The organism is Coleofasciculus sp. H7-2, assembly GCF_042747725.1.
In the GTDB taxonomy this organism is placed as follows: Bacteria; Cyanobacteriota; Cyanobacteriia; order Cyanobacteriales; family FACHB-T130; genus FACHB-T130.
The window spans coordinates 162,336-188,388 of record NZ_JBHZGO010000023.1 but is presented as its reverse complement, the minus strand read 5'-3'; the positions used below and the strand labels follow the sequence as shown (position 1 = coordinate 188,388).

The 26,053-nt window shown below is 45.3% G+C and carries 26 protein-coding genes, 1 tRNA gene, 1 pseudogene and 1 riboswitch; of the genes and pseudogenes, 14 read left to right on the top strand and 14 right to left on the bottom strand.

Going from position 1 to position 26,053, the window contains the following annotated elements:
- Positions 1-319 precede the first annotated feature (319 nt).
- Together ACFW2W_RS04720 and ACFW2W_RS04715 are read left to right on the top strand one after the other, a co-directional pair.
- The gene (locus ACFW2W_RS04720) at positions 320-1,717 is read left to right on the top strand and encodes a carotenoid oxygenase family protein (protein ID WP_378173984.1); all 1,398 of its coding nucleotides are present in this window, start codon (positions 320-322) and stop codon (positions 1,715-1,717) included.
- Positions 1,718-2,040: 323 nt separating this feature from the next.
- On the top strand, positions 2,041-2,598 hold the full coding sequence (locus tag ACFW2W_RS04715; protein ID WP_378173981.1) for a Uma2 family endonuclease: 558 nt from the start codon (positions 2,041-2,043) through the stop codon (positions 2,596-2,598).
- A 279-nt stretch (positions 2,599-2,877) separates the two neighbouring features.
- Here ACFW2W_RS04715 and ACFW2W_RS04710 read toward each other — a convergent pair whose 3' ends face one another.
- Positions 2,878-4,629, bottom strand: coding sequence for a DUF262 domain-containing protein (locus ACFW2W_RS04710; RefSeq protein ID WP_378173978.1), 1,752 nt, complete (start codon positions 4,627-4,629; stop codon positions 2,878-2,880).
- A gap of 167 nt (positions 4,630-4,796) precedes the next feature.
- Here ACFW2W_RS04710 and ACFW2W_RS04705 point away from each other — a divergent pair, with 167 nt between their 5' ends.
- The gene (locus ACFW2W_RS04705; RefSeq protein ID WP_378173974.1) at positions 4,797-5,534 is read left to right on the top strand and encodes a Uma2 family endonuclease; all 738 of its coding nucleotides are present in this window, start codon (positions 4,797-4,799) and stop codon (positions 5,532-5,534) included.
- Positions 5,535-5,572: 38 nt separating this feature from the next.
- Here the strand turns inward: ACFW2W_RS04705 and metH are convergent, their stop codons facing one another.
- Complete coding sequence (gene metH, locus ACFW2W_RS04700; RefSeq protein ID WP_378173971.1) at positions 5,573-9,139, bottom strand: methionine synthase; 3,567 nt, start codon at positions 9,137-9,139, stop codon at positions 5,573-5,575.
- Positions 9,140-9,237: 98 nt separating this feature from the next.
- On the opposite strand from metH, the gene ACFW2W_RS04695 reads away from it, so the two are divergent.
- Positions 9,238-9,723, top strand: coding sequence for a Uma2 family endonuclease (locus ACFW2W_RS04695; protein WP_378173968.1), 486 nt, complete (start codon positions 9,238-9,240; stop codon positions 9,721-9,723).
- A 142-nt stretch (positions 9,724-9,865) separates the two neighbouring features.
- On the opposite strand, the gene ACFW2W_RS04690 is transcribed toward ACFW2W_RS04695, so the two are convergent.
- Positions 9,866-10,012 (bottom strand): hypothetical protein, encoded by a 147-nt coding sequence (locus tag ACFW2W_RS04690; RefSeq protein WP_378173965.1) that lies wholly within the window; start codon positions 10,010-10,012, stop codon positions 9,866-9,868.
- 116 nt (positions 10,013-10,128) lie between these two features.
- Here ACFW2W_RS04690 and nblR point away from each other — a divergent pair, with 116 nt between their 5' ends.
- From nblR to ACFW2W_RS04675, 3 genes are all read left to right on the top strand, one after another.
- Positions 10,129-10,824 (top strand): response regulator transcription factor NblR, encoded by a 696-nt coding sequence (nblR, locus tag ACFW2W_RS04685; protein WP_378173963.1) that lies wholly within the window; start codon positions 10,129-10,131, stop codon positions 10,822-10,824.
- A gap of 144 nt (positions 10,825-10,968) precedes the next feature.
- Positions 10,969-11,493, top strand: coding sequence for a DUF192 domain-containing protein (locus tag ACFW2W_RS04680; protein WP_378174083.1), 525 nt, complete (start codon positions 10,969-10,971; stop codon positions 11,491-11,493).
- A 635-nt stretch (positions 11,494-12,128) separates the two neighbouring features.
- Complete coding sequence (locus tag ACFW2W_RS04675) at positions 12,129-12,320, top strand: DUF2949 domain-containing protein (protein ID WP_190411931.1); 192 nt, start codon at positions 12,129-12,131, stop codon at positions 12,318-12,320.
- Between the two features lie 263 nt (positions 12,321-12,583).
- Here ACFW2W_RS04675 and ACFW2W_RS04670 read toward each other — a convergent pair.
- The 4 genes and pseudogenes from ACFW2W_RS04670 to ACFW2W_RS04655 form a co-directional block, all read right to left on the bottom strand.
- Positions 12,584-12,775: pseudogene (locus ACFW2W_RS04670) on the bottom strand (IS630 family transposase); the annotation flags it as partial.
- Between the two features lie 178 nt (positions 12,776-12,953).
- Complete coding sequence (locus ACFW2W_RS04665; RefSeq protein ID WP_378173960.1) at positions 12,954-14,093, bottom strand: DUF262 domain-containing protein; 1,140 nt, start codon at positions 14,091-14,093, stop codon at positions 12,954-12,956.
- A 65-nt stretch (positions 14,094-14,158) separates the two neighbouring features.
- Complete coding sequence (locus tag ACFW2W_RS04660) at positions 14,159-14,518, bottom strand: type II toxin-antitoxin system PemK/MazF family toxin (protein ID WP_378173957.1); 360 nt, start codon at positions 14,516-14,518, stop codon at positions 14,159-14,161.
- Complete coding sequence (locus ACFW2W_RS04655) at positions 14,515-14,790, bottom strand: ribbon-helix-helix domain-containing protein (protein ID WP_378173954.1); 276 nt, start codon at positions 14,788-14,790, stop codon at positions 14,515-14,517. The genes ACFW2W_RS04660 and ACFW2W_RS04655 overlap by 4 nt, the downstream gene beginning before the upstream one ends.
- 156 nt (positions 14,791-14,946) lie before the next feature.
- A riboswitch (TPP riboswitch) is annotated at positions 14,947-15,043 on the top strand.
- Positions 15,044-15,049: 6 nt separating this feature from the next.
- Here ACFW2W_RS04655 and thiC point away from each other — a divergent pair.
- Positions 15,050-16,423, top strand: a complete 1,374-nt coding sequence (gene thiC, locus ACFW2W_RS04650) for a phosphomethylpyrimidine synthase (protein ID WP_378173951.1) — start codon at positions 15,050-15,052, stop codon at positions 16,421-16,423.
- 91 nt (positions 16,424-16,514) lie between these two features.
- Complete coding sequence (locus ACFW2W_RS04645; RefSeq protein ID WP_378173948.1) at positions 16,515-17,201, top strand: hypothetical protein; 687 nt, start codon at positions 16,515-16,517, stop codon at positions 17,199-17,201.
- Positions 17,202-17,237: 36 nt separating this feature from the next.
- On the opposite strand, the gene ACFW2W_RS04640 is transcribed toward ACFW2W_RS04645, so the two are convergent.
- The 4 genes from ACFW2W_RS04640 to pyrE form a co-directional block, all read right to left on the bottom strand.
- Positions 17,238-17,369, bottom strand: coding sequence for a hypothetical protein (locus ACFW2W_RS04640; RefSeq protein WP_378173946.1), 132 nt, complete (start codon positions 17,367-17,369; stop codon positions 17,238-17,240).
- 27 nt (positions 17,370-17,396) lie between these two features.
- A complete protein-coding gene (locus ACFW2W_RS04635) occupies positions 17,397-17,726 on the bottom strand; it encodes a type II toxin-antitoxin system PemK/MazF family toxin (RefSeq protein WP_378173943.1) in 330 nt (109 codons plus the stop codon).
- Complete coding sequence (locus ACFW2W_RS04630; RefSeq protein ID WP_378173940.1) at positions 17,717-17,974, bottom strand: AbrB/MazE/SpoVT family DNA-binding domain-containing protein; 258 nt, start codon at positions 17,972-17,974, stop codon at positions 17,717-17,719. The genes ACFW2W_RS04635 and ACFW2W_RS04630 overlap by 10 nt, the downstream gene beginning before the upstream one ends.
- A 226-nt stretch (positions 17,975-18,200) precedes the next feature.
- Entirely contained in the window at positions 18,201-18,821 is a 621-nt protein-coding gene (gene pyrE, locus ACFW2W_RS04625) for an orotate phosphoribosyltransferase (protein ID WP_378173937.1), read from the bottom strand.
- Between the two features lie 102 nt (positions 18,822-18,923).
- Here pyrE and ACFW2W_RS04620 point away from each other — a divergent pair, with 102 nt between their 5' ends.
- Complete coding sequence (locus ACFW2W_RS04620) at positions 18,924-19,364, top strand: hypothetical protein (protein ID WP_378173935.1); 441 nt, start codon at positions 18,924-18,926, stop codon at positions 19,362-19,364.
- 382 nt (positions 19,365-19,746) lie between these two features.
- On the opposite strand, the gene ACFW2W_RS04615 is transcribed toward ACFW2W_RS04620, so the two are convergent.
- Positions 19,747-19,819 (bottom strand) — tRNA-Met (locus ACFW2W_RS04615).
- A 282-nt stretch (positions 19,820-20,101) separates the two neighbouring features.
- Here ACFW2W_RS04615 and ACFW2W_RS04610 point away from each other — a divergent pair.
- Entirely contained in the window at positions 20,102-20,794 is a 693-nt protein-coding gene (locus tag ACFW2W_RS04610; RefSeq protein ID WP_378173932.1) for a hypothetical protein, read from the top strand.
- A 140-nt stretch (positions 20,795-20,934) separates the two neighbouring features.
- Positions 20,935-22,446, top strand: a complete 1,512-nt coding sequence (locus tag ACFW2W_RS04605) for a hemolysin family protein (protein WP_378173929.1) — start codon at positions 20,935-20,937, stop codon at positions 22,444-22,446.
- Between the two features lie 52 nt (positions 22,447-22,498).
- Here ACFW2W_RS04605 and queC read toward each other — a convergent pair whose 3' ends face one another.
- Positions 22,499-23,185 (bottom strand): 7-cyano-7-deazaguanine synthase QueC, encoded by a 687-nt coding sequence (queC, locus tag ACFW2W_RS04600; RefSeq protein ID WP_378173926.1) that lies wholly within the window; start codon positions 23,183-23,185, stop codon positions 22,499-22,501.
- 167 nt (positions 23,186-23,352) lie between these two features.
- Between queC and ACFW2W_RS04595 the strand changes: the two genes are divergently transcribed.
- Together ACFW2W_RS04595 and ACFW2W_RS04590 are read left to right on the top strand one after the other, a co-directional pair.
- Positions 23,353-23,607, top strand: a complete 255-nt coding sequence (locus ACFW2W_RS04595) for a hypothetical protein (RefSeq protein ID WP_378173923.1) — start codon at positions 23,353-23,355, stop codon at positions 23,605-23,607.
- 201 nt (positions 23,608-23,808) lie between these two features.
- Complete coding sequence (locus ACFW2W_RS04590; RefSeq protein ID WP_378173920.1) at positions 23,809-24,882, top strand: Gfo/Idh/MocA family oxidoreductase; 1,074 nt, start codon at positions 23,809-23,811, stop codon at positions 24,880-24,882.
- 148 nt (positions 24,883-25,030) lie between these two features.
- Here the strand turns inward: ACFW2W_RS04590 and ACFW2W_RS04585 are convergent, their stop codons facing one another.
- A complete protein-coding gene (locus ACFW2W_RS04585) occupies positions 25,031-25,984 on the bottom strand; it encodes an SGNH/GDSL hydrolase family protein (protein ID WP_378173916.1) in 954 nt (317 codons plus the stop codon).
- Between the last annotated feature and the right edge of the window lie 69 nt (positions 25,985-26,053).

Sequence of the window (26,053 nt, the reverse complement as noted above, 5' to 3'; positions counted from 1 at the left end):
AGTGTCAGTTTAGAATAAAAGTTGTTCGCATTCATTCATATATAACAATCCTATTTGAGTCGTGAGATGTCAGCCCTTCAGATCCGCGACAACTCTTACGAAGTCGCGGATCTCGCCTTCACGAATCTAGGACTGCTATAGAGATAGAGAAGGATGCGATCGCGCGTTGCGCTGACTTGTCAGTTCCCATCTTCCTCTAAACTTGGCGAATCCACCCCAGCCACTTCATCTGGCTTGTTTCCACAACCATAGCGTGAGACGCGATCGCCTTAGCTCAATCAAAATAAATATAGATAAGACAATCGATTCAGCACAACGAATGACCACAATCGCAGTCAATCCCTATCTAGATGGCAACTTTGCACCAGTACGGGAAGAAATCGCACCCACCAACCTGAAAGTAATTGGCAACCTCCCCCCCGACTTATCTGGGATGTTCGTGCGGAATGGCCCCAATCCCCAATTCTCACCTATCGGTCGCTATCACTGGTTTGACGGGGATGGAATGTTGCACGGAGTGCGAATAAACAACGGCAAAGCTCAATATCGCAACCGTTATATCCGGACGCGGGGATTTAATATTGAGCGCGAAGCAGGTAAGGCGATTTGGACGGGGTTGGCAGAACCGTCACCAGGCAACAATCCTTACAATTTCCCTAAAAATACTGCTAACACGGCTCTGGTGTGGCACGATGGACGACTGCTGGCGCTTTGGGAAGGAGGCGAACCTCACGCTATCAAGGTTCCCAGCTTAGAGACATCCGGCGCTTACACTTACGATGGCAAGCTGGTTTCTGCCTTCACCGCCCATCCCAAGGTAGATGCCGAAACTGGGGAGATGATGTTTTTTGGCTACTCCTTTGCCCCACCGTACCTGAAATACAGCGTCGTTTCAGCTAACGGTGAGCTTTTGCGGACAGTTCCCATCAACTTGCCGATGGCGGTGATGATGCACGATTTTGCCATCACCGAACACTACACCATTTTTATGGATCTGCCGCTAACTTTCAGCATGGTACGAATGCAGCAGGGTAAACCACCGTTGATGTTTGAGCGCGATCGCCCTAGTCGTTTTGGTATTGTCCCCCGTCATGGCGATAACAGCAACATCCGCTGGTTTGAAAGTCCTCCCTGCTATGTCTTCCATACTCTCAATGCCTACGAGGAGGGGGATGAAGTGGTGCTTGTCGCTTGTCGCATGAGTTCCACCAGTGTCTTAACGACTGATATGACCCCCGGTGAAAATGAGGGAGACGCTGGTCGGTTGTATCGCTGGCGCTTTAACCTCAGCACGGGTACGGTAAAAGAGGAAATGCTGGACGATGCGCCTTCTGATTTCCCGCGTCTGAACGAACAGCGAATGGGACGACCAATGCGCTACGGTTATACGGCAAAGATGGCAAATAATCCCATGCCTCTATTTGAAGGTGTCATCAAGTATGACTTCAATAGTGGTAAGTCCGAAACTCACAAATTCGGACGGGAACGCTATGGTGGCGAGGCGGTATTTGTTCCCCGTCCCAATGCTACTGCTGAGGATGACGGTTGGCTTATGACTTTCGTCCACGATGATCGGGCAGATACTTCTGAACTGGTGGTCGTAAATGCCCAGGACGTGACTGCTGAACCAGTGGCGCGTGTCCTCATCCCCCAGCGAGTGCCTTACGGTTTCCACGGTGCTTGGGTTTGGGAGGAACAGTTAGGCGCTTCTGTCTAGCTTGTGGTGAGACGCGAACTGACAAGTCAGCGCAACGCGCGATCGCATTCTTGCCAAAATTATCTTAACTTGACAATATTCAGCTAGGTTTGGGACTGTAGCAAGGTTTTTATGGGGAAAGCGAATCTCCTTCGGAGACGCTTCGCGATCGCATTTGGTTGCGCTGGTATGATGCCGATGATAACTGGATTCCTACTCCTCAAGAGCGAGAAAGTCAACTACTTGAGCGAGAAAGGCGACGAGTAGAGAGATTAGCATCACAATTGCGCGCCCTTGGCATTGAACCGAATTTAGATTTTGAGACAGAGTTATGGAAGGAGAGAATGAAAATTGCAATTCCAAGAAACACTCTAGAAGAATTCTTACAACTTTCGTATATTGATGAATCACCAGCTTGGGAATATATCAATGGAGAGGCTGTTCAGAAACCTATGGGAGGCGGTAAACATAGCCTATTACAAAAACTTTTAGTTGCCAAAGTTGATGCAGCAGCTACTAATTACGAAGCTTTTCCAGAATTGCGTTGTAGTTTTGGTAATCGTTCGGTAGTTCCTGATGTCGTTGTCGTAGCTAGCGATAAACTACCATTGGATGAAAGCGGTGATATTTCTAGCACTGGTATTAATTTTGCACCAGAGTGGGTAATTGAAATACTTTCACCCGACCAAAGTCAAACTAAGGTTACTGGTAACATTCTGCACTGTCTGCGACATGGTACTCAGCTAGGATGGTTGCTCGATCCCAGCGAACGCTCAATTTTAGTTTATCAGTCGAATCGCCTACCAGATTTGTTAGCTAAAGCAGATGTTTTGCCTGTTTTAGAGAGTATAACTTTGACGCTTACAGTTGATGAAGTATTTGCTTGGTTGAAGCGGAGATAATGTTTTAAGACAAAGAGTAGAGAGATTAGCAGAACAATTGCGATCGCTTGGCGTTGAAGCCAATCTAGATGCTGAGGTGGAGTGATTGGAGGAGAGAACGCGAACTGACAAGTCAGCGCTTCGCTATCGCATTCTTGAAATCGTAAAAGATGCGATCGCTCATGTCTTGTTCGTACTCAAACAGGACTTACGCAACATCACTAGATATGGGGGCAACCACAGGGGGATTGCCCCTACAAAACACTATATGTATAAGCTTTGCGTAAGTCCTGTCAAATTCTAATTTTCTACCTCTTTTGTCGCCTCGCGCAGAATCGGTTTACCCATTGCCTTCTCAATCCGATCTAAAAGTGCATTTTTTCTAGCTTGGAAGAAGGTATCGAAGTTATCTATACGTAGTCTAGCTGGCTCTATAACGTGCGATCGCAAAATCTCATCAAGATTTTCTACTGAGATGTCGGATTTCTTCTGAATATCTGTTAAGTAGATGCTTGGTGCTTTACCTCCAATCATCTTATTAGTTTTGGCTGAAAGTGGGGTTTTGTTGATCGCGCAGTCGTAAACCTCGGCTGCAATGCTGTTGTTCTTACACCACTGTCGCGGAAAAATGTGATGGATATCAATAGCTTTATTAAAGTCCATCAAAGTGTCAATGGGATAACTTGTAAAGAAGTCGCACCCACCATCCCTCAACAACAAAGCAGATAAACCTTTATAAGCAGCACTTCTGCGAGTATACAGGCTTAAAAGACGATCGGGAGTAAAGTTAGCATCTCTGATAGTGTCAGGTTCAGCACCACCATTAATCCAGTCCCGCACTTGTGATACATCTTTCGCTAAACGACTTTCAATAGCACTACTGTAGAGTTCGCCAAAAACTCCACACCAATACCAATTAGCTAATTTTGCATTTGCTCCCGCTCCAATAGCGCGATCGCTAAGTGCTGCGAAAATAGCTGCAAGGGCTGTAAGTTGAGTTTGATAAGGCAGATCGCGATCGCTAAATATCTTTTGCGTGTGGAGAAATTTTGCTGCTTGCTCAAACCCTTGAGTAACTAAATCAGCCCATTCCTTGTATTGCTTCAAAGTCAGGTTTAGAATATCCTTGCGCTTACAACTTACTGAGGAATCTTCTAAGGTAGCAAGCAAAGTCACCGCTTGTAAAAAATCAGTTTTTTGAATATTTTTTAGTACCGAATGCTTCTTCAATTCCTTCTCCCGCTTAGTCCAATCTTCTCGGAGTTTGAACTTATAAATAGCAAAAGTTGCTGTAACTAATTCAAAAACATCAAGAGGTACGCCACCTGTATTCATTTTCTCAAAAACTTTACATACTGCCTCTCTAGGTGTTTCCTTATGTAGCAGAATAACTGGTACGTCGTAATGCTCAAACTGCTTTAAGATGTCATTATTAAATTTATTAAAAAACTTGACTTTTTCCTTTTCGTAATCCCAGTATTCGTTATGACTTGTCATCCAGTCGGATGAGTCAAAAATTTGTGAAACCGGAAACATTTCATTTTGGTACTCTTTTTCAGAGGTCGAGTAGTCTGATACAATTTCTTTACCAAAATTGCGGATTATCTTGTCCTCTGGTACGCTGACAATCGCTTCCTCCCGGTCAATACTTGGGTTGAGCGCTTTGGCGATATCAATGTAATACCATCTGTAAATTTCTTTGCCTCGTATATCTTTTGTTTTGACTGGTTTTCCTGATAGCAATGTCTGAAAAAGCGAAGTCAATCGCTGCTGTCCATCTAGAATTAGTTGCCCTGGTTCTGTCGGATTATTCAGTGTCACTCCTTCAATTGGGCGAGGTTGAAATCGCACATCAGGATTACCTGTTTCGAGCATCATCACTGCCCCAATTGGGTAAGAAAGTGAAATGCTGGCTAACAAGCTGCATATCTGGTCATCGTTCCAAACCCAGCTACGCTGAAAATCTGGCAGTTGAGTTTTTCCTTCTTTAGCGCTTCGCAACAGGTCAAGTAATGGCATACTGTCGCTGTCAAATTTTTTAACTGGTGGCATATCGTTTCTAGTATTGATTGCAGCAGAACTTATCAAAAAGCTCTATTTAAAGTATTCCCAAGAACAGGCCCCAGCTAACAGTAACAAAAATTAATAAAGCACTCATATAGAGGTTTATGCGATCGCTACAATTAAAATAACCACCCTCAAGCTCCAAACAAAGCAAGATGGTACAACAACTACCAACCGATACCGCAGCAGCGATCATCTACCCAGACAGCGACGGTCAACCAATGGCAGACAATACCAAGCAATTTGAGTTGATAGTGTTGATCAAAAAAAACTTGGATCTGCTGTTTGCTAATGACCCAAATGTATTTGTCGCTGGAGATTTACTTTGGTATCCCGTCGAAGGAGACAATAAAACTCGCCAAGCGCCGGATGCGATGGTTGCCTTTGGCAGACCAAAAGGCGATAGGGGTTCCTACAAGCAATGGGAAGAAGATAATATTCCACCACAAGTAGTATTTGAAATCTTATCTCCTGGCAATCGTCTTAAAGCAATGGCTCATAAATTCAAGTTCTACGAACGCTATGGCGTAGAGGAATATTATGTTTACGATCCAGATGACATTGAGCTAATCGGTTGGCTGCGCTTAGGAGAGGATTTAGAGATAATTGAGGAGATGAATGGTTGGGTTAGTCCTCGTCTAGGAGTGAGGTTTCAGGTGACATTTGAGAATCTGGAAATTTATACACCCACAGAAGAACGGTTTCTGAGTTTTGTGGAATTAGCTCAACTTAGGGAACAAGAACGCGATCGCGCAGATGAGGAACGCGATCGCGCAGATGAGGAACGCGATCGCGCAGATGAAGCGCTAAATCAATTGGAACAAGAAAGACAGCGCTATCAAGCCTTAGAGGCGCTACTGCGAGAACGAGGGATTAACCCGGAACAGTTGTAAAGTGTCATGGCGATGCTTGCAACGGCATCGCCACCCGCTTACGCACTGAAATATTTTGCTGCTGGATGATAGGCGATAATCGCCGTTGTAGATTGTTCGGGATACAGTTGTTCGCTTTCATCCATGTGAAGGTTGATGCGATCGCTTCCCAGTAACTCCAACAACTTATACTGATCCTGAATATTCGGACAAGCCGGATACCCAAAACTATACCGAGAACCCTGATAACGCTGCGCCAGAATATCCCGAATATTATCCGGTTCTGATGCCGCCAAGCCCAACTCCCGTCGGATTCGGGCGTGAAGCCACTCCGCCACCGCCTCCGCCGTTTGTACCGCCAAGCCGTGGAAATACAGATAATCGCTGTATTGATTATTTACAAACAACTTCTGCGCGAACTCCGTCGCAATATCCCCCACAGTCACCGCCTGCATCGCAAACACATCAACCTGTCCCGACTCAACAGGTGCAAAGAAATCAGAAATACACAGACGACGCATAGACTTTTGACGAGGGAAATTAAAAGTAGCAATTACCTCTTTCCTCTCTTCCTTGGCGTCCTTCGCGTCTTGGCGGTTCATTCCTTCTTGACTATAAATGTGCAAAGAATTTCCCTCACCCTGACACGGAAAATACCCGTACACAACTTGCGGATGCAGCAAATTCTCCTCTACAACCCGTTGCTTCCACTCCTTCAAAATCGGGTAAACCTTATCCTCTAAAAACTGATTGTACTCCTCGCGAGACTGTTCCTTCGGCTTGCGGAATTGCCACTGTCCAGCAATCAAAGCCTGCAAATCCAGATACTCAAACACCTCCTCTAATGGGATATCTTCAGGCTGTAATAATTTCGTACCCCAGAAAGGTGGAATTGGACGATCGATGTCAATCGCCACAGCCTCAGAACGCCGCGTATCTACTTCTACAGGTTGAGTTTCTTGAGTGCTATTCTCTAATGGCAGACGAGACGCTTCCTCTACAATAGGTGCATGACCAGTTTCCTCAACTTCATCCAAAAATCCCTGCAAATCATCCCAATTTCCAGTGGATTTAGCAGGCATTAATTTATCCATGAAATGCAGATCGGAAAAAGCATCTTTGCCGTAAATAACTTTACCTTTGTAAGTGTTTTGGCAATCTTCATGGACGAATTTAGGAGTCAGCGCCGCACCGCCTAAAATTACTGGGACTGTAATTCCTTTTTGGTTGAAAACCTCCAAATTATCTTTCATAAAAGCAGTTGATTTTACCAGCAAGCCGCTCATCGCAATACAATCAGCTTTGTGCTGCTCAAAAGCATCAACAATTTTATCAACAGGCTGTTTGATGCCAATATTAACCACCTTGTAACCGTTATTTGACAGGATGATATCCACCAAATTTTTACCGATGTCGTGGACATCTCCTTTAACGGTGGCAATTACTACAGTTCCTTTGGCATTATTTCCAGCATCTTTCTTTTCCATCAATGGTTCTAAATATGCCACCGCTGCTTTCATCGTTTCCGCAGATTGCAATACGAAAGGCAACTGCATTTGTCCGGAACCAAACAACTCGCCTACAACTTTCATGCCATCTAGCAAGAAGGTGTTAATAATATACAGAGGCGCATATTTCTCTAAAGCTTTGGTAAGTTGTTCCTCTAAGCCGATGCGTTCGCCGTCGATAATGTGACGCTTCAGACGTTCTTCTACGGGGAGATTTTCGTCATTAGAGCGATCGCGCTTCGTCGTTTTCCCTTCAAACAGCGTTGTCAACTCTCCCAGCGGATCGTAGGTGCAGATGTCTCCATCAAATTGCCGCTCATCGTAGATTAACTTGCGGCAGACTTCTTGATGCTCTGGCTCAATTTTCGCTAGCGGCAGAATTTTGCTAGCGCTGACAATTGCCGCATCCATCCCCACCGCGATCGCTTCGTGCAGAAACATGGAATTGAGGACGACTCGCGCCGCTGGGTTTAAACCGAAGGAAACGTTAGAAACCCCCAACATAACGTGGCAACCTGGAAGTTCTTCTCGAATGCGACGGATGGATTCAATGGTAGCTTTTCCATTAGCGCGGTCTTCTTCGATACCCGTAGAAATAGGTAGAGCGAGAGTATCAAAAAATATCTCGTAGGGTGGAATGCCATATTCGACAGCGGCGCGATAGGCACGTTGCGCGATCGCAAACTTCTTTTCAGCCGTCCGTGCCATCCCATCTTCATCAATCGTGCCAATAACGACACCGGCTCCGTACTTCTTCGCCAACTCCAGCACCTTGAAGAAGCGCTCCTCTCCATCTTCATAGTTAGTCGAATTCAGCAGGCACTTGCCCCCGGCAACCTTCAATCCTGCCTCCATCTTTTCCCATTCTGTGGAGTCGAGCATTAGCGGGATTGTCACATTTGTTACCAGCCGCGACACTAATTCATGCATATCTCGAACGCCATCGCGCCCGACATAGTCCACGTTGACATCAAGGACGTGCGCCCCTTCCCGCACCTGCGACTTCGCCAAAGAAACCAACCCATCCCAATCTTCCCCATTCAGCAAGTCGCGGCACTTCTTAGAACCGCTAGCATTCAGCCGCTCGCCCACAATCAGGAATGAATTATCCTGGTCATAAGGTTGGGCACTGTAAATTGACGCCGCCGCAGGCTCATAGCTAAAGTGCCGCTCTTTTGGCTTCAGAGTTTTGCCAATTTCTGCTAATTGTTGAATATGCTCAGGGCGCGTGCCGCAACAGCCGCCAATTATCTGCACGCCCCAATCTTCTACAAAGTGCATCAGCGCCATCCGCAATTCCATCGGCGTCAGCTTATAGTGAGCATGACCGCCAATATTTTCTGGTAAGCCAGCATTGGGAACGCAGGAAACCACAAACGGGGAGTGCTGGCAAAGATACTTGATATGCTCAGCCATCCGGTCTGGTCCCGTGGCACAGTTAAGTCCGAGAATATCAATCGGGTAACGTTCCAAAATCGTCACTACGGCGCTAATCTCAGAACCGACTAGCATCGTACCCATGACTTCCATCGTTACCGACACCATCAACGGGCGTCGTTCCCCCTTGCGCTGAAAGACTTCCTCAACCGCATTCAGTGCTGCCTTAATTTGCAGCACATCCTGACAAGTCTCGACAAGAAATAAATCAACGCCGCCGTCGTAAAGCGCCTCAGCTTGCTCTACAAAGGAAGCTTGCAGTGTGTCAAAGTCAATATGTCCCAGCGTTGGCAGCTTGGTCGTTGGACCTATCGAACCAGCCACAAACCGGGGTTTCTCCGGCGTCGAAAATTCCGCCGCCACGCGCTTCGCCAGTTCCGCCGCCTTCTTATTCAAATAGTAGGCTTGATCCGCCAGGTCGTACTCTGCCAGCACAATCGAGGCACCGCCAAAGGTATCTGTTTCAATCACATCGGCACCAACTGCCAAAAAGTCCCGATGCACCTTCTCCACCGCTTCTGGTTTAGTGTGTACCAGATATTCATTACAGCCTTCGTATTCTGGTCCCCCAAAGTCAGCGGCGGTCAGGTTTTGCGTTTGGAGGTTGGTTCCCATTGCGCCATCGAAGACGATGACAGGACGTTCAGGACTGTGGAGGCGAGTCAGGAAAGGGCTGTTCATAGATGACGAAGGCTTTTAAATAGGTGTTTGGGTTAAGCTTTGAACGATCAGCTTAATCTATTTTGCAGAATTTCTCGCTTTCGGGAGTAATCAAAACTATGAATGTACAGAAAGTAACGGCGTCTTCTCTCCCACAGCAGCAAGTTCCTCCCGAAGTCAGAGTCATTTTAACAGGCGTCACCTGGCAAACCTTCAAGGCACTACTAGCGGATCTCGGAAGCGATCGCGCCTGTAGACTCGCTTATGACCAGGGAATACTAGAAATTATGGTTCCATACCAAGAACACGAAGAATCTAAAATACTTATAGCGGAAATTGTTACAGCCTTAGCAGATGAGTTAGAAATTGAAATCATCCAACTCGGTTCTCTTACTCTAGAACGAGAAGATTTAACCCGTGCCGTGGAACCGGATACTTGCTTCTATATACAGAATGAAGCGTTGGTCAGAGGAAAAAAAATAGACTTGCAGACCGATCCACCACCAGATTTGGTTGTAGAGGTTGACTACACAAGTCCCTCTCTCAATAAGTTTCAAATCTATGCTTCTCTGGGCGTTCCTGAATTCTGGAGATACGAGAATTAGCGTCTTTATGTCTATCAATTAGGTGGTGGACAATATAATTTTTGCGCTCAAAGTCTGGCTTTTCCATTTCTACCAATTGCAGAAATACCAGCCTTGATTGAGCAAAGCAAAATTATTGGTCAGAGAGCCGCAGTCCGTTTATTTAAGGCAAGAATTCGAGAAATTTTGCAAAATTCTGATTTGGGGTGAGGCTAATGAGTAAAAACTTGGAAGCGATCGCGTTGCGCTGACTTGTCAGTTCGCTACCTGCTTCCCTCACCCTCCCTGTCATCTGTCCTATACTAAGCATGAATACTTACCTACATTGAAGGAAGCAGCGAACTGACTTTTTGGAGCGCTTCGCGATCGCTTTCCAATGTAGTTAAACTGAGATAACAACGCAGCAAAAGCGCCCCAATGTAGCCTATGTCTCCTGTTACTTTTGACCGCACTCCCTGTGTTTTACTCGTCGAAACCGACGAAATTCTTGTCCAACGTGTCAGCATGGATTTGCGAGAAGCTGGATATACTACTGTTGTTGCGCCAGACACCACCAGCGGTTTCCATCAAGCTTGCGAACTTCAGCCAGCTTTAGTCGTCGTAGATCGAGTGCTAACAGGAGATTCTGGACTGAAGTTGTGCAACCAACTGAGGAATGCCGGATCTCGCGTGCCAGTGCTGCTGTTGATGGCTCGCGATACCGTAGAAGATCGGGTTGCTTGTCTAAATTCGGGTGCCGATGATTACTTCCTCAAACCTTATCGCACGGACGCTTTTTTGCAACTGGTGCGTCTCTACTTACAGCCAGAAGCAGGTGCTAGCGAACAGTTACGGTTTGGCGAACTGGTTTTAGACTTGTCCACCCGCAGAGCAATGCGGAACGGGCGAGTGATTGACCTGACAATGAAGGAATTTGAACTCCTAAAGTATATGATGTCGCATCCCCGCGAAGTCTTGACCCGCGAACAGATTCTAGAAAATGTTTGGGGATACGACTTTATGGGAGAGTCAAATGTGATTGAGGTGTATATCCGTTATTTGCGTCTCAAAATTGAAGAAGAGAGCGAAAAGCGCTTGATTCAAACAGTGCGAGGTGTAGGATACGTTTTGCGAGAAGCTTAGAAAGGATTGAGTTTTGAGTTTAAATATCAAGGATAAAGGATGAATTTGGATTGGAGCGAACAGCACTTACGCGCATCCGCCAAAGGCGATCGCAACGCCAGAAAGCAGGCAAGTTTAGTGGTAATGATGCTGGCAGTTTTGCTGATGGGATGTTCAGCATCGGTGCCATCAACCTCCTCTCAGAGTGGGGAACCCGCACAACCATTGCAGCAGGCGTCGCCAGTATCAGCACCGACAACCCCTGCACAACCAGCGCTGTCATCATCGGAGGCATCACCCGCACAGAATAAGATGGGTCAAACTTTGCCAATTTCAGCTAAGGCAACGATGGCAAGTCAGGTGATTCAGCTGGAAGTGGCGCGGACACCCCAACAACAGCAAATGGGGTTAATGTACAGGAAGTCTTTGGCGGACGATCGCGGGATGCTATTTCTTTTCAACCCACCGCAACCGATCAATTTCTGGATGAAGAATACGCTCATTCCGCTGGATATGGTTTTTATGCTGGATGGAGTGGTGAAAGCGATCGCTGCCAATGTTCCTCCCTGTACAACCAGTCTTTGCCCCACTTATGGTCCGAATACGCCTGTTAACCAGGTGATTGAACTCCGAGGAGGACGAGCGGCGGAACTCGGTTTGAAGGCGGGCGATCGCGTCACCATTCAGTAACTCGATGCCAATACAGACGGACTTCCTGGCTCTCTTTTATAGTCCTTATCAAGGTGATTTAAAAATTTACTCGCTCTTTAGACGTATTTGTCGCCAAAATAAGGTACTCTTTCCCAAGATAGAGTTTGAGGCGGCAAATTTCAATTATTGTTACGCTTAAACCTAGATTCTCGCTTCCAGAGACATGGTTCTTCCAAGGATGAGAGCGCTTTGCCTGGAATTTGGTGTGAGGTTAGTGGAATAGACGCTCTAGGCAAGCAAATCTCTCCTATTACAGAGGAATTTCAGTGAATTGCTGAAGAAAATATTAAGCAAAGTTCACTCTTCTAGAGTCGGCTAGGATTTCAGAAAAAAGTGGAGTGAGCCTAAGTTTTTAGTCTCATTCTCTAGGTCAACCCGGAAGGGATGCCTAAAGTGCTGAATCTACTATGAACATTCTTCTGTTAATACCCATACCGGCTGCCGTAATTGTCACACCAGGCTGGTGATCTGTGACACTAGCGTTCCAGTGGGTAGCGGCAAAATAGTATAAAAGGAGCCGAGTAAAGGTGGACAGATAAAATACTGACTACTATCACTCAACAAACCAAGGTTTCAATTACAAAATAGATTCTACAAAGGAGGTAAAAGCCATCATGGCACCTACGAACTTTTCTCGATTTCTCCGTTTTCTTCAAGAAGATTTAGCAATATCCAAGGCATCGATTGCGATCGCTTTGCGGCGTCGAGAACAAGATCCCGGTCCATTGCCGATGATCTTATGGCAATACGGTTTAGTAACGCTGGAACAGTTAGATCAAATCTATGACTGGTTGGAAACTGCATAAGACTTGATGATTCGGCGAGGAGCAAGAAAGTTATGTCAGAGCAATTGGGCGTTGGTACTTTCCCGACCCATCAGCGAAGACTCAACAAATGTTGTCAATTACAATTTACTGCACCAAAAAGAGCGGGTCAAGTATTTGACCCGCTCTTTTTAGTTGTTAGTTTTTAAAAGCTAGTTTTACCACATAATATGCCTCGATTAATTAAGCTTTATTCTACATTTTGCCAATCCATGAATCAAAAACTGTTCGTAAATATAGCAATTCTAAATAAATTGTGAGAAACAGCCATAGGTGAAAAGCTTTGGAAAGTCAAAGAATTGACGATAAGTTACGAACTCAAATAAATACTTCACGACACCAAAAGATTTGCACAGGCGATCGCACTCTCGGATACATTGCTTTGCTTGCAACCAAATATCCTCAATTGGGTTCTGCTGGGAGTTATGGGGCGCAAAGCCTAACTTGTGGATAGAGGAGGGGATAGGTGAAAGCGATCGCTATTGGTGGAGGTGTACTAGCGATCTACTTTGCACGAATGAGTTAGAAATGATGACGTATATTCCACAAGCCCCTATATTTACAACAGCTAAGCTAATTCTTACATCATCTGACAAACTGCAACTTCAAGGCTGATTATTTTAATTCAGCGAAAGTCTCCCTTGCCAGTCTTAGCCTTTCCTTTACATTATATTCGTTAGTTAGATCGCGTATTTTCACGGATACGCCTAGAAATTCTTCATCACTTATTAGACGTTGATAGATTTGTTGGAATTCCTCAATATTCTGAATAGTACCTTTTTCTAGCCTTTTCGCTGTACCGACCATGACTGCCTCAAACCAAGTAGGAACAAATGCCTTTTCTCGTCTGAAAGCTTTATTGCCAACGCATTTATAAATTATTTCAATTGTTGGGATAAATGCTTTGATAATTCTATCCCTAGACTGCTGCTTGAGTTGTCTGTTTTTGGTCATATATCTATTTAAAAATTCCTTCATTGATGGCTTGTAATTATTCCCTTCAAAATAAATTGCCAGGAAGCGTAGAATAAGTTCTTGGTCTTTTTTATTCTTATCACAAATGCCAAATATGTTACGCCATGCTCCGTTCTTGTTCATTTCCTCAAGCAAATCATTGAATTCTCCGTGATAAATGCAACCCCGAATTTCCTGGGGTTTTAATAAAGTCCCACCTGTATTCAACCTTTCAAAAATATAGTATATGCTTTCTTCGTTGTTATCATGTGGTTGAACAACAGTTGCAGATAAAACCGAGTTGTCTAATTGCCGCCGATAGGTATCCGCGAGTGTTTTATATGTCTGGCGCTCAAAGTTTGAATGAACCCCTTTCAAGGAAAACGATGTCCGACCTTCTGGAAATTTACCATCGTAAAAAGATTTAAGACTAATTAATCTTTGCTGACCGTCAAGTACTAGCAACTTGTTCGTTTCTGGCTCTCTTGCCAGGAAAATCCCTGGAACCGGCAGACCAAGTAAGAGAGACTCTATCAAACGCGAAGCTTGTTTGGGTTTCCATACATAGGCACGCTGAAAATTAGGAATATATATATCATTATTTCTCAGACGCTTAACTATGCCATCAACATCAAAATCTGTTCGAGAAACTGATATGGAGAACCTGGAAGGGAGGATGTCATCATCATCTTCCAAGCTTTCTTCAATTTGTGTTTCCTGTTCCTCATCTGCTAAATTTTCTGGGTAGTCTGCTTCATTATTCGGTACAAATGTACTCATACTGTAGCGTCGCTTGTGCATGGGTTATTACCGATTATATGGCGATCGCTCTCACCGCCCAAACCTCACCGAAACGCGATCGCTTCTTATTCAAACTCCCCTTGTCCTGGTAAATCTAAAGCAATTAGCAACGCTTGTTCTAGTTGCGCCAACGATGAGGATGAAAGCATCCCACGCAGACGTAAAAAACGAGTTTTAGCTAAAGTGCGAACTTGCTCTCCCAGTGCCACCGAATCTCGCTCCAGCCCACCATCCGGCGCTTGCAGGAGTACCTGACTCGGATAGATACGCTTTCCAATGCGATAAGTTGTACAGGGAACTGCCAGCACAACCTGACTGGCAGCATTGATGGCATCACGGCTGACAATAATTACAGGTCGAATCTCTGCCTGTTCAGAACCTTCAGTCGGATCGAGACGAGCATCGTAGACTTCCCCTCGCCTCATTGCTGAGATTCACCTATCTGAAATGATTCCCAATCAGCCGTAGCAAATTCATTACTAATTTTCACAACTTCCGCCTGATATTCGACATCATCAGCCATTCCCGCAAAAGCTGCATCAATATCAGCTCGTTTTTGAGCCGCCAACTCATGACGCAATGCTAGGGCAACAAACTCATTACGACTCTTGGCTTTTCCTTCCCGCACAGCCCGATCGGTTGCTTCTAAAAGCTCAGATGGTAATGCCAGTGTTGTTCTGACAGTAATATTTTCCATATAACGATGGCATATTGATGCTTAGTTGGATGCCTATTATGACATCAATTACGGTTTGCAGGCGATGAATTACACTGTAGCCACTTCACAGAGTGATGCAAAACATCAAGTTTTGGGAACCTTCCAGCCCTAACCGGAGCTTGGTGGTAATATTGTCAATCAAGCTAGGGGTGCCTGGATTTACAGGCTGAGATTACACCCTTAGAACCTGAGTCCGGCTAATACCGGCGGAGGGAAGCTGTTAATTGAGGAATTCAATATGCGGACTGAATGGATCGCTAAGCGGCGTGGACAGAGCAACGTCTCTCAAATGCACTATGCCCGTCAAGGTGTGATTACTGAAGAAATGCAGTATGTAGCACAGCGGGAAAATCTCCCAGTTGAGCTGATTCGGGATGAAGTGGCGCGGGGACGAATGATTATCCCCGCCAACATCAACCACACCAACCTAGAACCGATGGCGATTGGCATCGCCTCGAAGTGTAAGGTGAACGCCAATATCGGCGCTTCCCCCAACTCTTCCAATCTGGATGAAGAGGTCGATAAGTTAAATCTGGCTGTAAAATATGGCGCTGATACCGTCATGGACTTGTCCACCGGCGGCGGCAATTTGGATCAGATTCGCACGGCAATTATCAACGCCTCGCCCGTTCCCATTGGCACAGTGCCAGTTTACCAAGCCTTAGAAAGCGTCCACGGCACGATTGAAAACCTCACCGCCGATGACTTTCTCCACATAATTGAGAAGCACGCACAGCAGGGAGTAGATTATCAAACCATCCACGCCGGGATATTAATTGAGCATTTGCCTTTAGTGCGCGATCGCATCACCGGGATTGTTTCTCGCGGTGGCGGCATTCTGGCACGGTGGATGTTGCATCATCACAAGCAAAATCCGCTTTATACCCACTTCCAAGACATCATCGAAATTTTCAAAAAATACGATGTCTCCTTCAGTCTGGGAGATTCCCTGCGTCCCGGTTGTCAGCACGACGCCTCAGATGCCGCTCAATTAGCCGAACTCAAAACTTTAGGAAAATTGACCCGCAAAGCCTGGGAACATGACGTGCAGGTGATGGTGGAAGGGCCAGGACACGTCCCAATGGATCAAATCGAGTTTAATGTCAAAAAGCAGATGGAAGAGTGTTCTGAAGCACCCTTCTATGTGTTGGGACCACTGGTTACAGACATTGCCCCCGGTTACGACCACATCACCTCTGCGATTGGTGCAGCAATGGCTGGTTGGTACGGTACGGCGATGCTGTGCTATGTGACACCCAAAGAACACTTAGGGCTGCCGAATGCTGAAGACGTGCGGAATGGATTAATTGCCTATAAGATTGCGGCTCATGCTGCCGATATTGCACGGCATCGTCCGGGGGCACGCGATCGCGATGATGAACTTTCCAAAGCGCGTTACAATTTCGACTGGAACCGCCAGTTTGAATTATCCCTCGACCCCGAACGCGCTAAGGAATATCACGACGAAACTCTGCCAGCAGATATTTATAAAACTGCTGAATTCTGCTCAATGTGCGGTCCGAAATTCTGCCCGATGCAGACGAAAGTGGATGCCGATGCTTTGACAGAACTGGAGAAATTTTTGGCTAAGGAACCCGTAACTCAAGGCTAAAACAATGTTAAACATCGTTACCAAGTTGAGCATGGTAACGATGTTTTAGGTAGCACGCTATTAAGTAAAATTATAAAATGGAATTCTTTCTATGGCTTTAGATTTTGAAACTGCAAAAGCAGTAGCTGCTTTTGGCGGTTTTATAATAGCTATAGTTAATTTCTGCTATAGCATTTGCTATAAAGAGTTTTTGTTGCAACCTATCTTAAAAGGAAGAATAATTAGCATTGTTTACATAAGTCCAGAAATGATGTTTAATTATGATAATTTTGGTGTGCATAAGCAAATAAAAGGTATTGGATATGCACTAAAATTATCTATAACTGCCTCGAACAAAGCTTTTAATATCAAGCAAATTAGGATGAATTTTAGATATAAAAATGATTCTAACTTGTACGAGGGTTTGATTTATACAAATCCCCGTTTGTCTTTATCATTAATAGATGGAAAAAAGAAGGATTTATGTATTCCAAACTCAGAGCTTCTTCCTTTTTTAAATGTATTAGAAAAAGATAAAAATAATGTATGTTATGTAACTTGCATAGTTGAAAAGCCAATTAATGAAGAAACAAAAAGAAAATTAGATTTTAAGATTAGTGAATCTAATCCTAAACAGATTTTGCTACAGACTGAATTGTTTTTATTTTCAGAAGTAGAAATATTTTTTTATGATTATGATAATAACTGTAAATCTTTAACTTTGAAGCAAAAAGATATTGATCCAAAGCTTCAATTTTATGAAGAGCGTCTATGGGTAGATATGGGTGATGCTCACTAATTTAGGTTTACTTCGTCAACCCAAAATATTCAAAGCTTATTGTAATAGGAAATACTGGGTTGTGTTTCTTAGCCCAACTTGGGGCAATGGGCTTTGGCGTAGCGTACCGTAGGCGATCGCGCTATCTCGCACTACACATAAGTGCGATCGCGCAATTTTTAACAGCAATAGAATTCGCTCAAGTTACGGGAATATTCACTCGGCGAACATCTCAGCCAAGCTATCGAGAACAGCTCTTTGCTCATCGGGGCTAATTTGACCAAGGTGTTTAACTAATCGAGTTTTGTCTACTGTGCGGATCTGGTCGAGAATAATTTGTCCATCTTTACTTTGAAATTGAGAAGCTATACGGGTAGGATATGTTTGACCCTTTGTCGTCATTGGTGCAATGATGACTGTAGCAATATTGCGGTTCATTTCATCTGGAGAAATCACTAAACAGGGTCGTGTTTTCTGAATTTCACTACCAACAGTAGGATCGAGATTAAATAGGAAAACATCAAAACGTTTGACTATCATTCCCATTCAACCTGTTCCCAGTTAGTAGGGATAACATCGTCAAGCAAAATATCATCGTGTCGTTCGGACATTTTGGCAAAGGCTTCATCCCATCCCACACGAGATCTTGCCGCTGGGCGAATAATCAAGCTCGCGCCTTGCACTTCAATTTCAACTTCTGTATGAATACCGCTTTGTTCTAAAAGCGGTTTAGGAATACGAATTCCCTGAGAATTACCAATTTTAACAATTCTGGTTTTGATAGCTGCATTCATATCTAAGTAGCTTTAAAAGGAAAAGTAGCTACATTGTACTTACAACAATCAGACTCGTCAATAGTCGTGGGTGAGAGTGGCATAGTGCGATCGCGTAGCTTACCGTAAATAATCACCTAGCATTGCCAGTGGCGAATACTGAGTTTATTTTAGGTTTAGCACTGCTCAAAAGTCTTTCTCATGAGCAGGATTATCAGTCAGCTAAATGTAAACTTGAGCGACAATATTAAGCCTGCATCTGCTTATATCGTTCCTGAAGATCCTGAATCGAAAACACCGCCTGAAACTTTAGCCCAACTGACTGGTATAACTCGGCACCGCCTTGTTGTCTATCTACCAAAGAAATTACCTGTTCAACCTCATAACCGGCATCTCGCAGACGCTCAACTGCTTTCATTGCAGATTTACCAGTTGTAACCACATCTTCCAAAACTACCACTTTCGCACCCGCAGGGAGAGTAGGACCTTCTATATATGCCTGTGTTCCGTGTCCCTTGGCTTCTTTCCGAATAATTAACGCCGGTAAAGGTCTATTTTCATAGGCGGAAACTACGCTTACTGCTGTCACAATCGGGTCGGCTCCCAGCGTCAATCCGGCAACTGCCTGGGTATCCATCGGCAGCAGCGATAACAGAATCCGACCTGTTGCTAAAGCTCCTTGGGGATGAAGCGTTACTGGCTTGCCGTTAATGTAGTAAGAACTGCACTGCCCCGATGACAGCACAAAATCTCCCTCTTTATAAGCCAGATGGCAAAATAAATCCAGCAGTTGCTGGCGTAGCGTTGTTAGCTCGGCAGTAGCATAAGAGCCAGTTAAATCAGTCTGGGGTTGGATTTTGTGGATCATCACTAGGACAGAAAAAGAGTGGAGATATGACAATTTGACTAACAATCATCCTAAACTTAAACTTTAGATAGTATTCAGCCAAAGTTGAGGGACGAGATGGGAATGCGCTTGACTAATTTAATCAGTGTGTTGGTTCTCAGTGCCGCTTCGACTGTCATTGCCTCTAGCGCGATCGCTCAGCAAACACTCTCTAACTTCCAGCCAGTACCTTATACCTCGATTCCGGACTTATTTAATCGAGCTATCAGTGAAAACTCTAAAGACTTTTTCGGCAACCAATCTTACCGACGGGAGTTAAATTTCATCATTGGCCCTAGTTTTCCAGAAAATGAGATCGAGCAAGACACTAAGATAGTCGATAACCTTTACCGGGAGCTACTCTTTCAGCAGACTTCCAGTGACTTTATTATTCGCACTCCCGATCTCCCTAATCCTTTCAATACCTCAATTCTGCAAAGCCCAGCTATCAATGTAAACGTTACTGGTAGTGGTAGACCCGTAACAGGCAGCGAGTTCGTGTTTGAGAACCCCCCACAGCCCTAAATCAGAAAAAGAGGAAAAGACAAGCAAAGATTGTTTGTCTTTCTTACTTCTGCCTGGTCGCGGTTTAAAATTTGACTTTTTCAAAATTCACGGGGCGAGATTTTGACAAGCTATCAGGGCTGGCTTTTTATAAACTCTATTTCTTGAACTGACGTTAAGCTTCCAACTTACTTTGTTCAGTTGCTTTCCACCATTGGGAAACATCTGGCGTTTTAGATATTCTGCTGAAATTTTCGATAAAAGTAAATTATCGAGAATAATTTTATTAATAGGTTTCTTAAGATCGTGATACGCTAATAAACTGCATTTATCCTGAGCGCATTGTACTTTCCGCTAGAGCGCTTCTGGGGAATTTGCTTCAAGGATACTGAATTTATGGGAATGCGCCCTACCGGAATCGAACCAGTCTGAAGGCGAATTATGAGTTCGCTGCCTCCCCAATCGGCCAAGAGCGCATGATTGATTTCGTTGCCAGGATTGACTGATTTGATGACTGCATCCCATCAGTCAATCCTGGCTGGATTGTTATTTTATACAATTATGGACGCTAAGTCCACTCCAAAGCGGATGCGTAGTATGATTCCTGATAATAAATTATAAGCGCTGTTTTCTAAAATAGAGATAAATCTTCGGCGTGACATTGACCGATTCGCTATCATAGGTTCCACTGCTGTCAGTCGTCAGCTATGTATAGCAGTTAGTCGGTGTCGCGGCAATTTTTGTAGCTTGAGCAACCAATGAAACTAAATTCAACTGTCGCACTTACGTTAATTTTGCTTGCCATGATGTTAGGCGCTGGCTTTGTAAGTGCGATGTGGGGGTTTACTGTAGGTCATGAAGCCCTTAAAGGAGTAACGCAGCCGGATGTGCGCCCTACCAATAAATTGGCTGGTAGCAAGCGGGCAACTCCTGGTAAAGAAGGAGTGGCAATTTTGCGCGAGGTTGATATCCTGGCAAGTGTCAAAGCACAAATGAGCGGTAAGGGTAAAACCGTTATTAAGCCTGAACCGAAAGAAGAGGAAACCAAAAGCAACAGCGAGCCTAACACTCCTGAGGAGACCTCTGAGCAGGAAAATAAACAGCAAAATTTCCCGATTACAAGTCAGGACAAGGGCGTGAAGTTGGAGATAGGCTCAGCGCGTCAGCAAGGAGGGTCTTTGTTGCTGAATGTGAGCCTGAAGAATGAGGGAGGGAATGCTGTACGGTTTCTGTATAGTTTCTTGAATGTAACGGACGACCAAGGTCGAGCTTTAAGTGCTGTGACTGAAGGTTTGCCAGGAGAATTGCCACCAAATGGGCAAAGCTTTTCGGGGACGGTGAGTATTCCCACGGCTTTACTAGAAGACGCTAAGCAGCTTTCTTTGACTTTGACAGATTATCCCGATCAAAAACTCCAGCTGAAAATGTCTGGAATTCCAGTGGTGAAGTAGGCGTTAGGTGGTAGGTAATAGGGGCTTTTCTTGTACCGTGACCGTACAGTGGGTAGTGGATTCTACCCACTACTCATTACCGACTACCGATTACCAACGATTCGTTGCCCAATACCCAATACCCAATACCTTCGTTACGGATGGATACCCCCGTGTTGGCGATCTTGACGGTGAATGCTTTTCCTAGGCTCACCGCGCAAGACGTTCTGCTGCGATTATTATCGGTGCTACTGCTGATTGCCATTAATGGTTTTTTTGTCATCGCTGAGTTTTCGATAGTTTCGGTGCGGCGATCGCGCATCAATCAGCTAGCCGAAGCGGGCGATATTCAGGCAAAAACGGTTCAAAACTTGCAAGGCAGCATCGATCGGCTGCTTTCTACTACTCAACTAGGGATTACTCTCTCTAGTTTGGCTCTCGGCTGGATTGGCGAGAGTACAATGGCAATTTTAGTGTCCGCTTCAATAGCGCACTTGCCTCTATCTTGGAAGGTGAAAGTAGCGATCGCTCATTCCCTTTCGGTGCCGGTTGCTTTCTTCCTGATTGCCTATCTGCAAATTGTTTTGGGTGAACTATCCCCGAAATCAGTGGCACTGCTTTACTCGGAACAACTGGCGAGGTTTTTGGGACTGCCAATCAGAGCGATCGCCCGCTTTTTCAACCCGTTCATCTGGATTCTCAACCAATCAACGCGCTTGCTGTTGCGGCTGGTAGGCATTCAGTACACCGGACAAGGCTGGTATGCGCGCGTTACCCCCGAAGAATTGCAAATGATTATCACCACAGAGCGCGAGTCTACAGGTCTGGAAGCCGAAGAACGAGAGTTGCTCAACAACGTGTTTGAGTTTGGTGAGGTGTTGGCGGAAGAAGTGATGGTTCCCCGCACCAGCATTGCCTCCATTCCCTGTGACGCCACTTTTCAAATCTTTCTAGATGAAATTACCTCCACGGGTCACTCCCGCTATCCCGTCACGGGAGAATCCCTCGACGATATTCGCGGCATTATTTACTTCAAAGAGTTAGCTGAACCTTTAGCCAAAGGGGAACTAACCCTAGATACACCGATTCAGCCTTGGATTCGACCCGCTCGATTTGTGCCCGAAGGACGACCTTTAAGCGAACTTTTGCCGATGATGCAGCGAAGTCACCTGGCAATGGCGATCGTTGTGGATGAATTTGGTGGCACCGCTGGGTTAGTAACAATTGAGGATTTGATTGCTGAAATTATCGGCTACGAGCCAAAATCTGAGAATAAAGAAGAGTTAGCTGTACAAATTTTGGATGAGCAGACTTTTCTGGTGCAAGCACAGATGAATTTGGAAGAAGTCAACGAATTTCTGGATCTCAACTTGCCCCTGATTGATAAATACCAAACTTTGGGCGGCTTCCTGCTTTACCACTATCAGAGAATTCCTACCCAAGGCGAAACCCTACGCTATGACAACCTTGAGCTGACCATCGTTTCTGCCGAGGGTCCACGCCTGCACCAAATTCGCATTCACCGACGAGAGACGACATTTGCTAGCAATGGAGCCAACGGATCTGATGTCTCAGATGATGTCTCAGATATAGATGCTAAGGTTGCAGCAGATGACATAAAGGAATCAGAAATTGCGAATCAGGAATCAGGAGTCAGCATAAATTTTGAATGATAAAGTTTAGATTCTAACTTGCCATTCGTTTACATCTGGGACATCCCCAGCTTTAGTGACTCTTCGCTGCATAGGGAAGCGGATCTTGTAATCCCAGCTCAGCAAAAGCAGCTAGACGCAACTGGCAGGAATCACAAACGCCACAAGCCACTTCGCCTCCGGTATAGCAAGACCAAGTTTGCTCCCAAGGAACGCCTAGCTGATTTCCGAGCTGAATGATTTCCGTTTTTTTCAGGTTTATCAGGGGCGTCATGATGCTAATCGGCTGTCCCTCTCGTCCCTGTTTCGTTCCCAGTCGAAAGATTTCCTGCATTGCCTGGATATAATCGGGACGGCAATCTGGATAACCGGAATAATCTAAAGCATTAACGCCAATATAAACCCGCTGAGCGTTGATAGTTTCTGCATAAGCTAGGGCAAAGCTCAAAAAGATGGTGTTTCGGGCGGGGACATAGGTTACAGGGATACTTTGAGCCATTTCATCAAGCGATCGCCCTTCTGGTACGTTAATAGCACTGTCTGTGAGCGCAGAACCGCCCCAGCGACGCAAATCAAACGCCACTACCTGATGTTCTAGTACACCAGCGAGGTGGGCGATCGCTGTCGCAGACTCTAACTCTCTCTGGTGCCGCTGCTGGTAATCAAACGAGATAGCATAACACTCACAGCCATCAACCTTTGCCTGATACAGTACCGTCGAAGAGTCTAACCCCCCAGACAACAAAACAACCGCTTTCACTTCCCAGCCCCCTCATACCTGGATTTTTACTTCTGCCAACTTTTAGCTCAGGACTTACACAACATCACCACATTTGGGGGCAACCACAGGGGGATTGCCCCTACAAAACACTATATGTATAAGCTTTGCGTAAGTCCTGAGATGTTTCCCTCCGTCGGTTCTTGTAATTGACCGCTGTCCACTGCCTACTAAATCCCTCAGTCCTCACTCCTCACTCCTCACTCCTCACTATTGAATCCTCACTTCCTCAGTCCTCACTTCCTCAGTCCTCACTCCTCACTCCTCAGTCCTCAGCCCTCAGTCCTCACTCCTCAGTCCTCAGCCCTCAGTCCTCAGCCCTCACTCCTCAGCCCTCACCCCTCAGTCCTCACTCCTCACTCCTCACTCCTCACTCCTCCCCAGATGGACGGGAGAGAAAGTGACACATTTACCAGCTGCTAATTTACAAACCTCAACAAAATGGAAGATGAGCCAACTCTCACAAATTTGAGAAAGTTAGACACAGCTTTGAAATTCTTCACAAAAGAAGGCACTATGATACCATCTGGATCGTCTCAGGCGACTAAACGTTGCCAATTGATTTAATCCTAGTGGTGGAGGAGCATACAGGAGTGCAAGATAGCATGTCAGCAAGACAGCCAGACGCTCATCAGCAGCGCAACCAGCCTCAACCAATCCGCATTGGCGTGATTGGGGTCGGCAATATGGGACAGCATCACACCCGCGTTCTGAGTCTGCTTAAAGATGTTGAACTGGTTGGTGTATCAGATATTAATGTTGAGCGGGGTTTGGATACTGCGAGTAAGTATCGCGCCCGCTTTTTTGAAAATTATCATGACTTAATCCCCTATGTAGATGCTGTCTGCATTGCCGTTCCGACAAGGCTGCATCACGAGGTTGGCATAACTTGCCTGCAAGCCGGGATTCATGTCTTGATTGAAAAGCCGATTGCCGCCAGTATTGCTGAGGCTGAATCCCTCGTCAATGCCGCAGCCGAATCTCACTGTATTCTCCAAGTAGGGCACATTGAGCGGTTTAATCCGGCTTTTCAAGAACTCAGCAAAGTTCTGAAAACAGAAGAATTGCTTGCCCTAGAGGCTCATCGCATGAGTCCTTACTCGCAAAGGGCTAACGATGTTTCTGTAGTCTTGGATCTGATGATTCATGATATTGACCTGCTGCTAGAACTATCCGCTGCACCCGTAGTCAAATTGACCGCCAGTGGTAGTCGTGCCGCTGATTCTGGCTATCTAGATTACGTGACGGCTACCCTTGGTTTTGCCAACGGAATTGTCGCTACGCTAACAGCCAGTAAGGTGACACATCGCAAAATTCGTCGCATTGCTGCCCATTGCAAAAATTCTCTAACTGAAGCAGATTTTCTCAACAATGAGATTCTGATTCACCGACAAACGACTGCCAATTATATGACAGATTATGGTCAGGTGCTTTACCGACAGGATGGGTTAATTGAGAAAGTCTACACCAGTAATATTGAGCCGCTTCACGCGGAGTTAGAGCATTTTGTTAACTGCGTGCGTGGTGGGAATCAACCCTCTGTAGGCGGCGAACAGGCGCTTAAGGCGTTGCGTCTGGCGAGTTTGATCGATCAGATGGCTCTTGATGGTCAGGTTTGGCAGCAACCAGACTGGGATTGTCGGTGTCTGAGTTCTCCGGCTGTAGCCGTTTCCTTTTAAAAAATTAAAAATTAAAAATTAAAAATGGGAGTAGTGTTGTAGAAGTAGTGATAATTAGCTTGGAAACCTTTGTATAACAGAGGTTCCACTACTAATTAACACTATGTGTTTACCACTACTAAAATAAAAATTCCGCAATTTTTAATTTTTAATTTTGCATTTTTAATTGATTGAGCGATCGCCCAATTTCTTCATTAACCAGCTGATTTCCTTGAGGGCTGAGATGGATATGATCTCGGTACAGGGTTTCTGGCTGCTCTTTTGAGTTGAAAATGGGCAGAAAATCTATGTAGGCAATGTGTTGGTTTTGGGTTAAGTCGATGAGGCGCACTCGCGCTTTTAGTTCATAATCACGGGGACCCGGTTCGCCGACTTCCCGCTTCAGGGGTGTCATTGCTAGCAAAAAGCTGGCACCTTTTTGCTCTGCGATGGTCTGGATTTCTTGAATGGCTTTTAAATTAAAGCCAACGCGATCGCCTGATTCCGCATTCACCGCTTTCATCTCTGGTACTGGCGGTGCCTTTAACAAATAGCGGCTGAATGCCTCTACAAGAGCTAGGGGCGGTTTTTGGTCGGGGTAATTGCGATCGCGTCCTACGGGGATTGAAGTCGGCGCAGTCCCGAATAAATCGTCGGTATTAATCAGCAACACGACTACCTGAGCTTCAAAAGTACCAAACTGCTTTAGGTAAGCTAATTCATTGCGCGGACACCAGGAATTCGCCGAAGCGTTGAGAACTTCAATCTGGTTAAAAGTCTTACCATCGCTAGATGATTGCAACTGCTGAGTCATCATGGCTGAAAGCGTCTCAGCCTGATCTGTCCACCAGCCACCATTAGCGATGGAATCTCCTAGTAATAGTACCCGCAGCGTAGATTCTGGGCGAGTTTCTGTTATTTTTGGGCTTCGCATCGAATACTGATTAATTTCTATCAGATTGCCAAAGCGACGAGTGCGCTGATTTGGCGCTAATAAATATCCAATCTGCTCATCGGCAATATAAATGAGGGGATTTCCGAAACCGAATAGCAGTCGCAATCCCACCTCTACCGCCAGCACCAACCCCACAACAACTGCCAAAACAATTAGCGCGATTTTCACGGATAATCCCCTGTGTACATAGAGCGTGAACCAATCTAGCTTAAATCTTGCAGCACTTCAGTTTTGCAG

Excerpts from the sequence above, each read along its gene's own strand:
- ACFW2W_RS04720 (WP_378173984.1), top strand. The coding sequence starts at position 320 with ATGACCACAATCGCAGTCAATCCCTATCTAGATGGCAACTTTGCACCA.
- ACFW2W_RS04715 (WP_378173981.1), top strand. The coding sequence starts at position 2,041 with ATGAAAATTGCAATTCCAAGAAACACTCTAGAAGAATTCTTACAACTT.
- ACFW2W_RS04710 (WP_378173978.1), bottom strand. The coding sequence starts at position 4,629 with ATGCCACCAGTTAAAAAATTTGACAGCGACAGTATGCCATTACTTGAC.
- ACFW2W_RS04705 (WP_378173974.1), top strand. The coding sequence starts at position 4,797 with ATGGTACAACAACTACCAACCGATACCGCAGCAGCGATCATCTACCCA.
- metH (WP_378173971.1), bottom strand. The coding sequence starts at position 9,139 with ATGAACAGCCCTTTCCTGACTCGCCTCCACAGTCCTGAACGTCCTGTC.
- ACFW2W_RS04695 (WP_378173968.1), top strand. The coding sequence starts at position 9,238 with ATGAATGTACAGAAAGTAACGGCGTCTTCTCTCCCACAGCAGCAAGTT.
- ACFW2W_RS04690 (WP_378173965.1), bottom strand. The coding sequence starts at position 10,012 with ATGCTTAGTATAGGACAGATGACAGGGAGGGTGAGGGAAGCAGGTAGC.
- nblR (WP_378173963.1), top strand. The coding sequence starts at position 10,129 with ATGTCTCCTGTTACTTTTGACCGCACTCCCTGTGTTTTACTCGTCGAA.
- ACFW2W_RS04680 (WP_378174083.1), top strand. The coding sequence starts at position 10,969 with ATGGGATGTTCAGCATCGGTGCCATCAACCTCCTCTCAGAGTGGGGAA.
- ACFW2W_RS04675 (WP_190411931.1), top strand. The coding sequence starts at position 12,129 with ATGGCACCTACGAACTTTTCTCGATTTCTCCGTTTTCTTCAAGAAGAT.
- ACFW2W_RS04665 (WP_378173960.1), bottom strand. The coding sequence starts at position 14,093 with ATGCACAAGCGACGCTACAGTATGAGTACATTTGTACCGAATAATGAA.
- ACFW2W_RS04660 (WP_378173957.1), bottom strand. The coding sequence starts at position 14,518 with ATGAGGCGAGGGGAAGTCTACGATGCTCGTCTCGATCCGACTGAAGGT.
- ACFW2W_RS04655 (WP_378173954.1), bottom strand. The coding sequence starts at position 14,790 with ATGGAAAATATTACTGTCAGAACAACACTGGCATTACCATCTGAGCTT.
- thiC (WP_378173951.1), top strand. The coding sequence starts at position 15,050 with ATGCGGACTGAATGGATCGCTAAGCGGCGTGGACAGAGCAACGTCTCT.
- ACFW2W_RS04645 (WP_378173948.1), top strand. The coding sequence starts at position 16,515 with ATGGCTTTAGATTTTGAAACTGCAAAAGCAGTAGCTGCTTTTGGCGGT.
- ACFW2W_RS04635 (WP_378173943.1), bottom strand. The coding sequence starts at position 17,726 with ATGGGAATGATAGTCAAACGTTTTGATGTTTTCCTATTTAATCTCGAT.
- ACFW2W_RS04630 (WP_378173940.1), bottom strand. The coding sequence starts at position 17,974 with ATGAATGCAGCTATCAAAACCAGAATTGTTAAAATTGGTAATTCTCAG.
- pyrE (WP_378173937.1), bottom strand. The coding sequence starts at position 18,821 with ATGATCCACAAAATCCAACCCCAGACTGATTTAACTGGCTCTTATGCT.
- ACFW2W_RS04620 (WP_378173935.1), top strand. The coding sequence starts at position 18,924 with ATGCGCTTGACTAATTTAATCAGTGTGTTGGTTCTCAGTGCCGCTTCG.
- ACFW2W_RS04610 (WP_378173932.1), top strand. The coding sequence starts at position 20,102 with ATGAAACTAAATTCAACTGTCGCACTTACGTTAATTTTGCTTGCCATG.
- ACFW2W_RS04605 (WP_378173929.1), top strand. The coding sequence starts at position 20,935 with ATGGATACCCCCGTGTTGGCGATCTTGACGGTGAATGCTTTTCCTAGG.
- ACFW2W_RS04590 (WP_378173920.1), top strand. The coding sequence starts at position 23,809 with ATGTCAGCAAGACAGCCAGACGCTCATCAGCAGCGCAACCAGCCTCAA.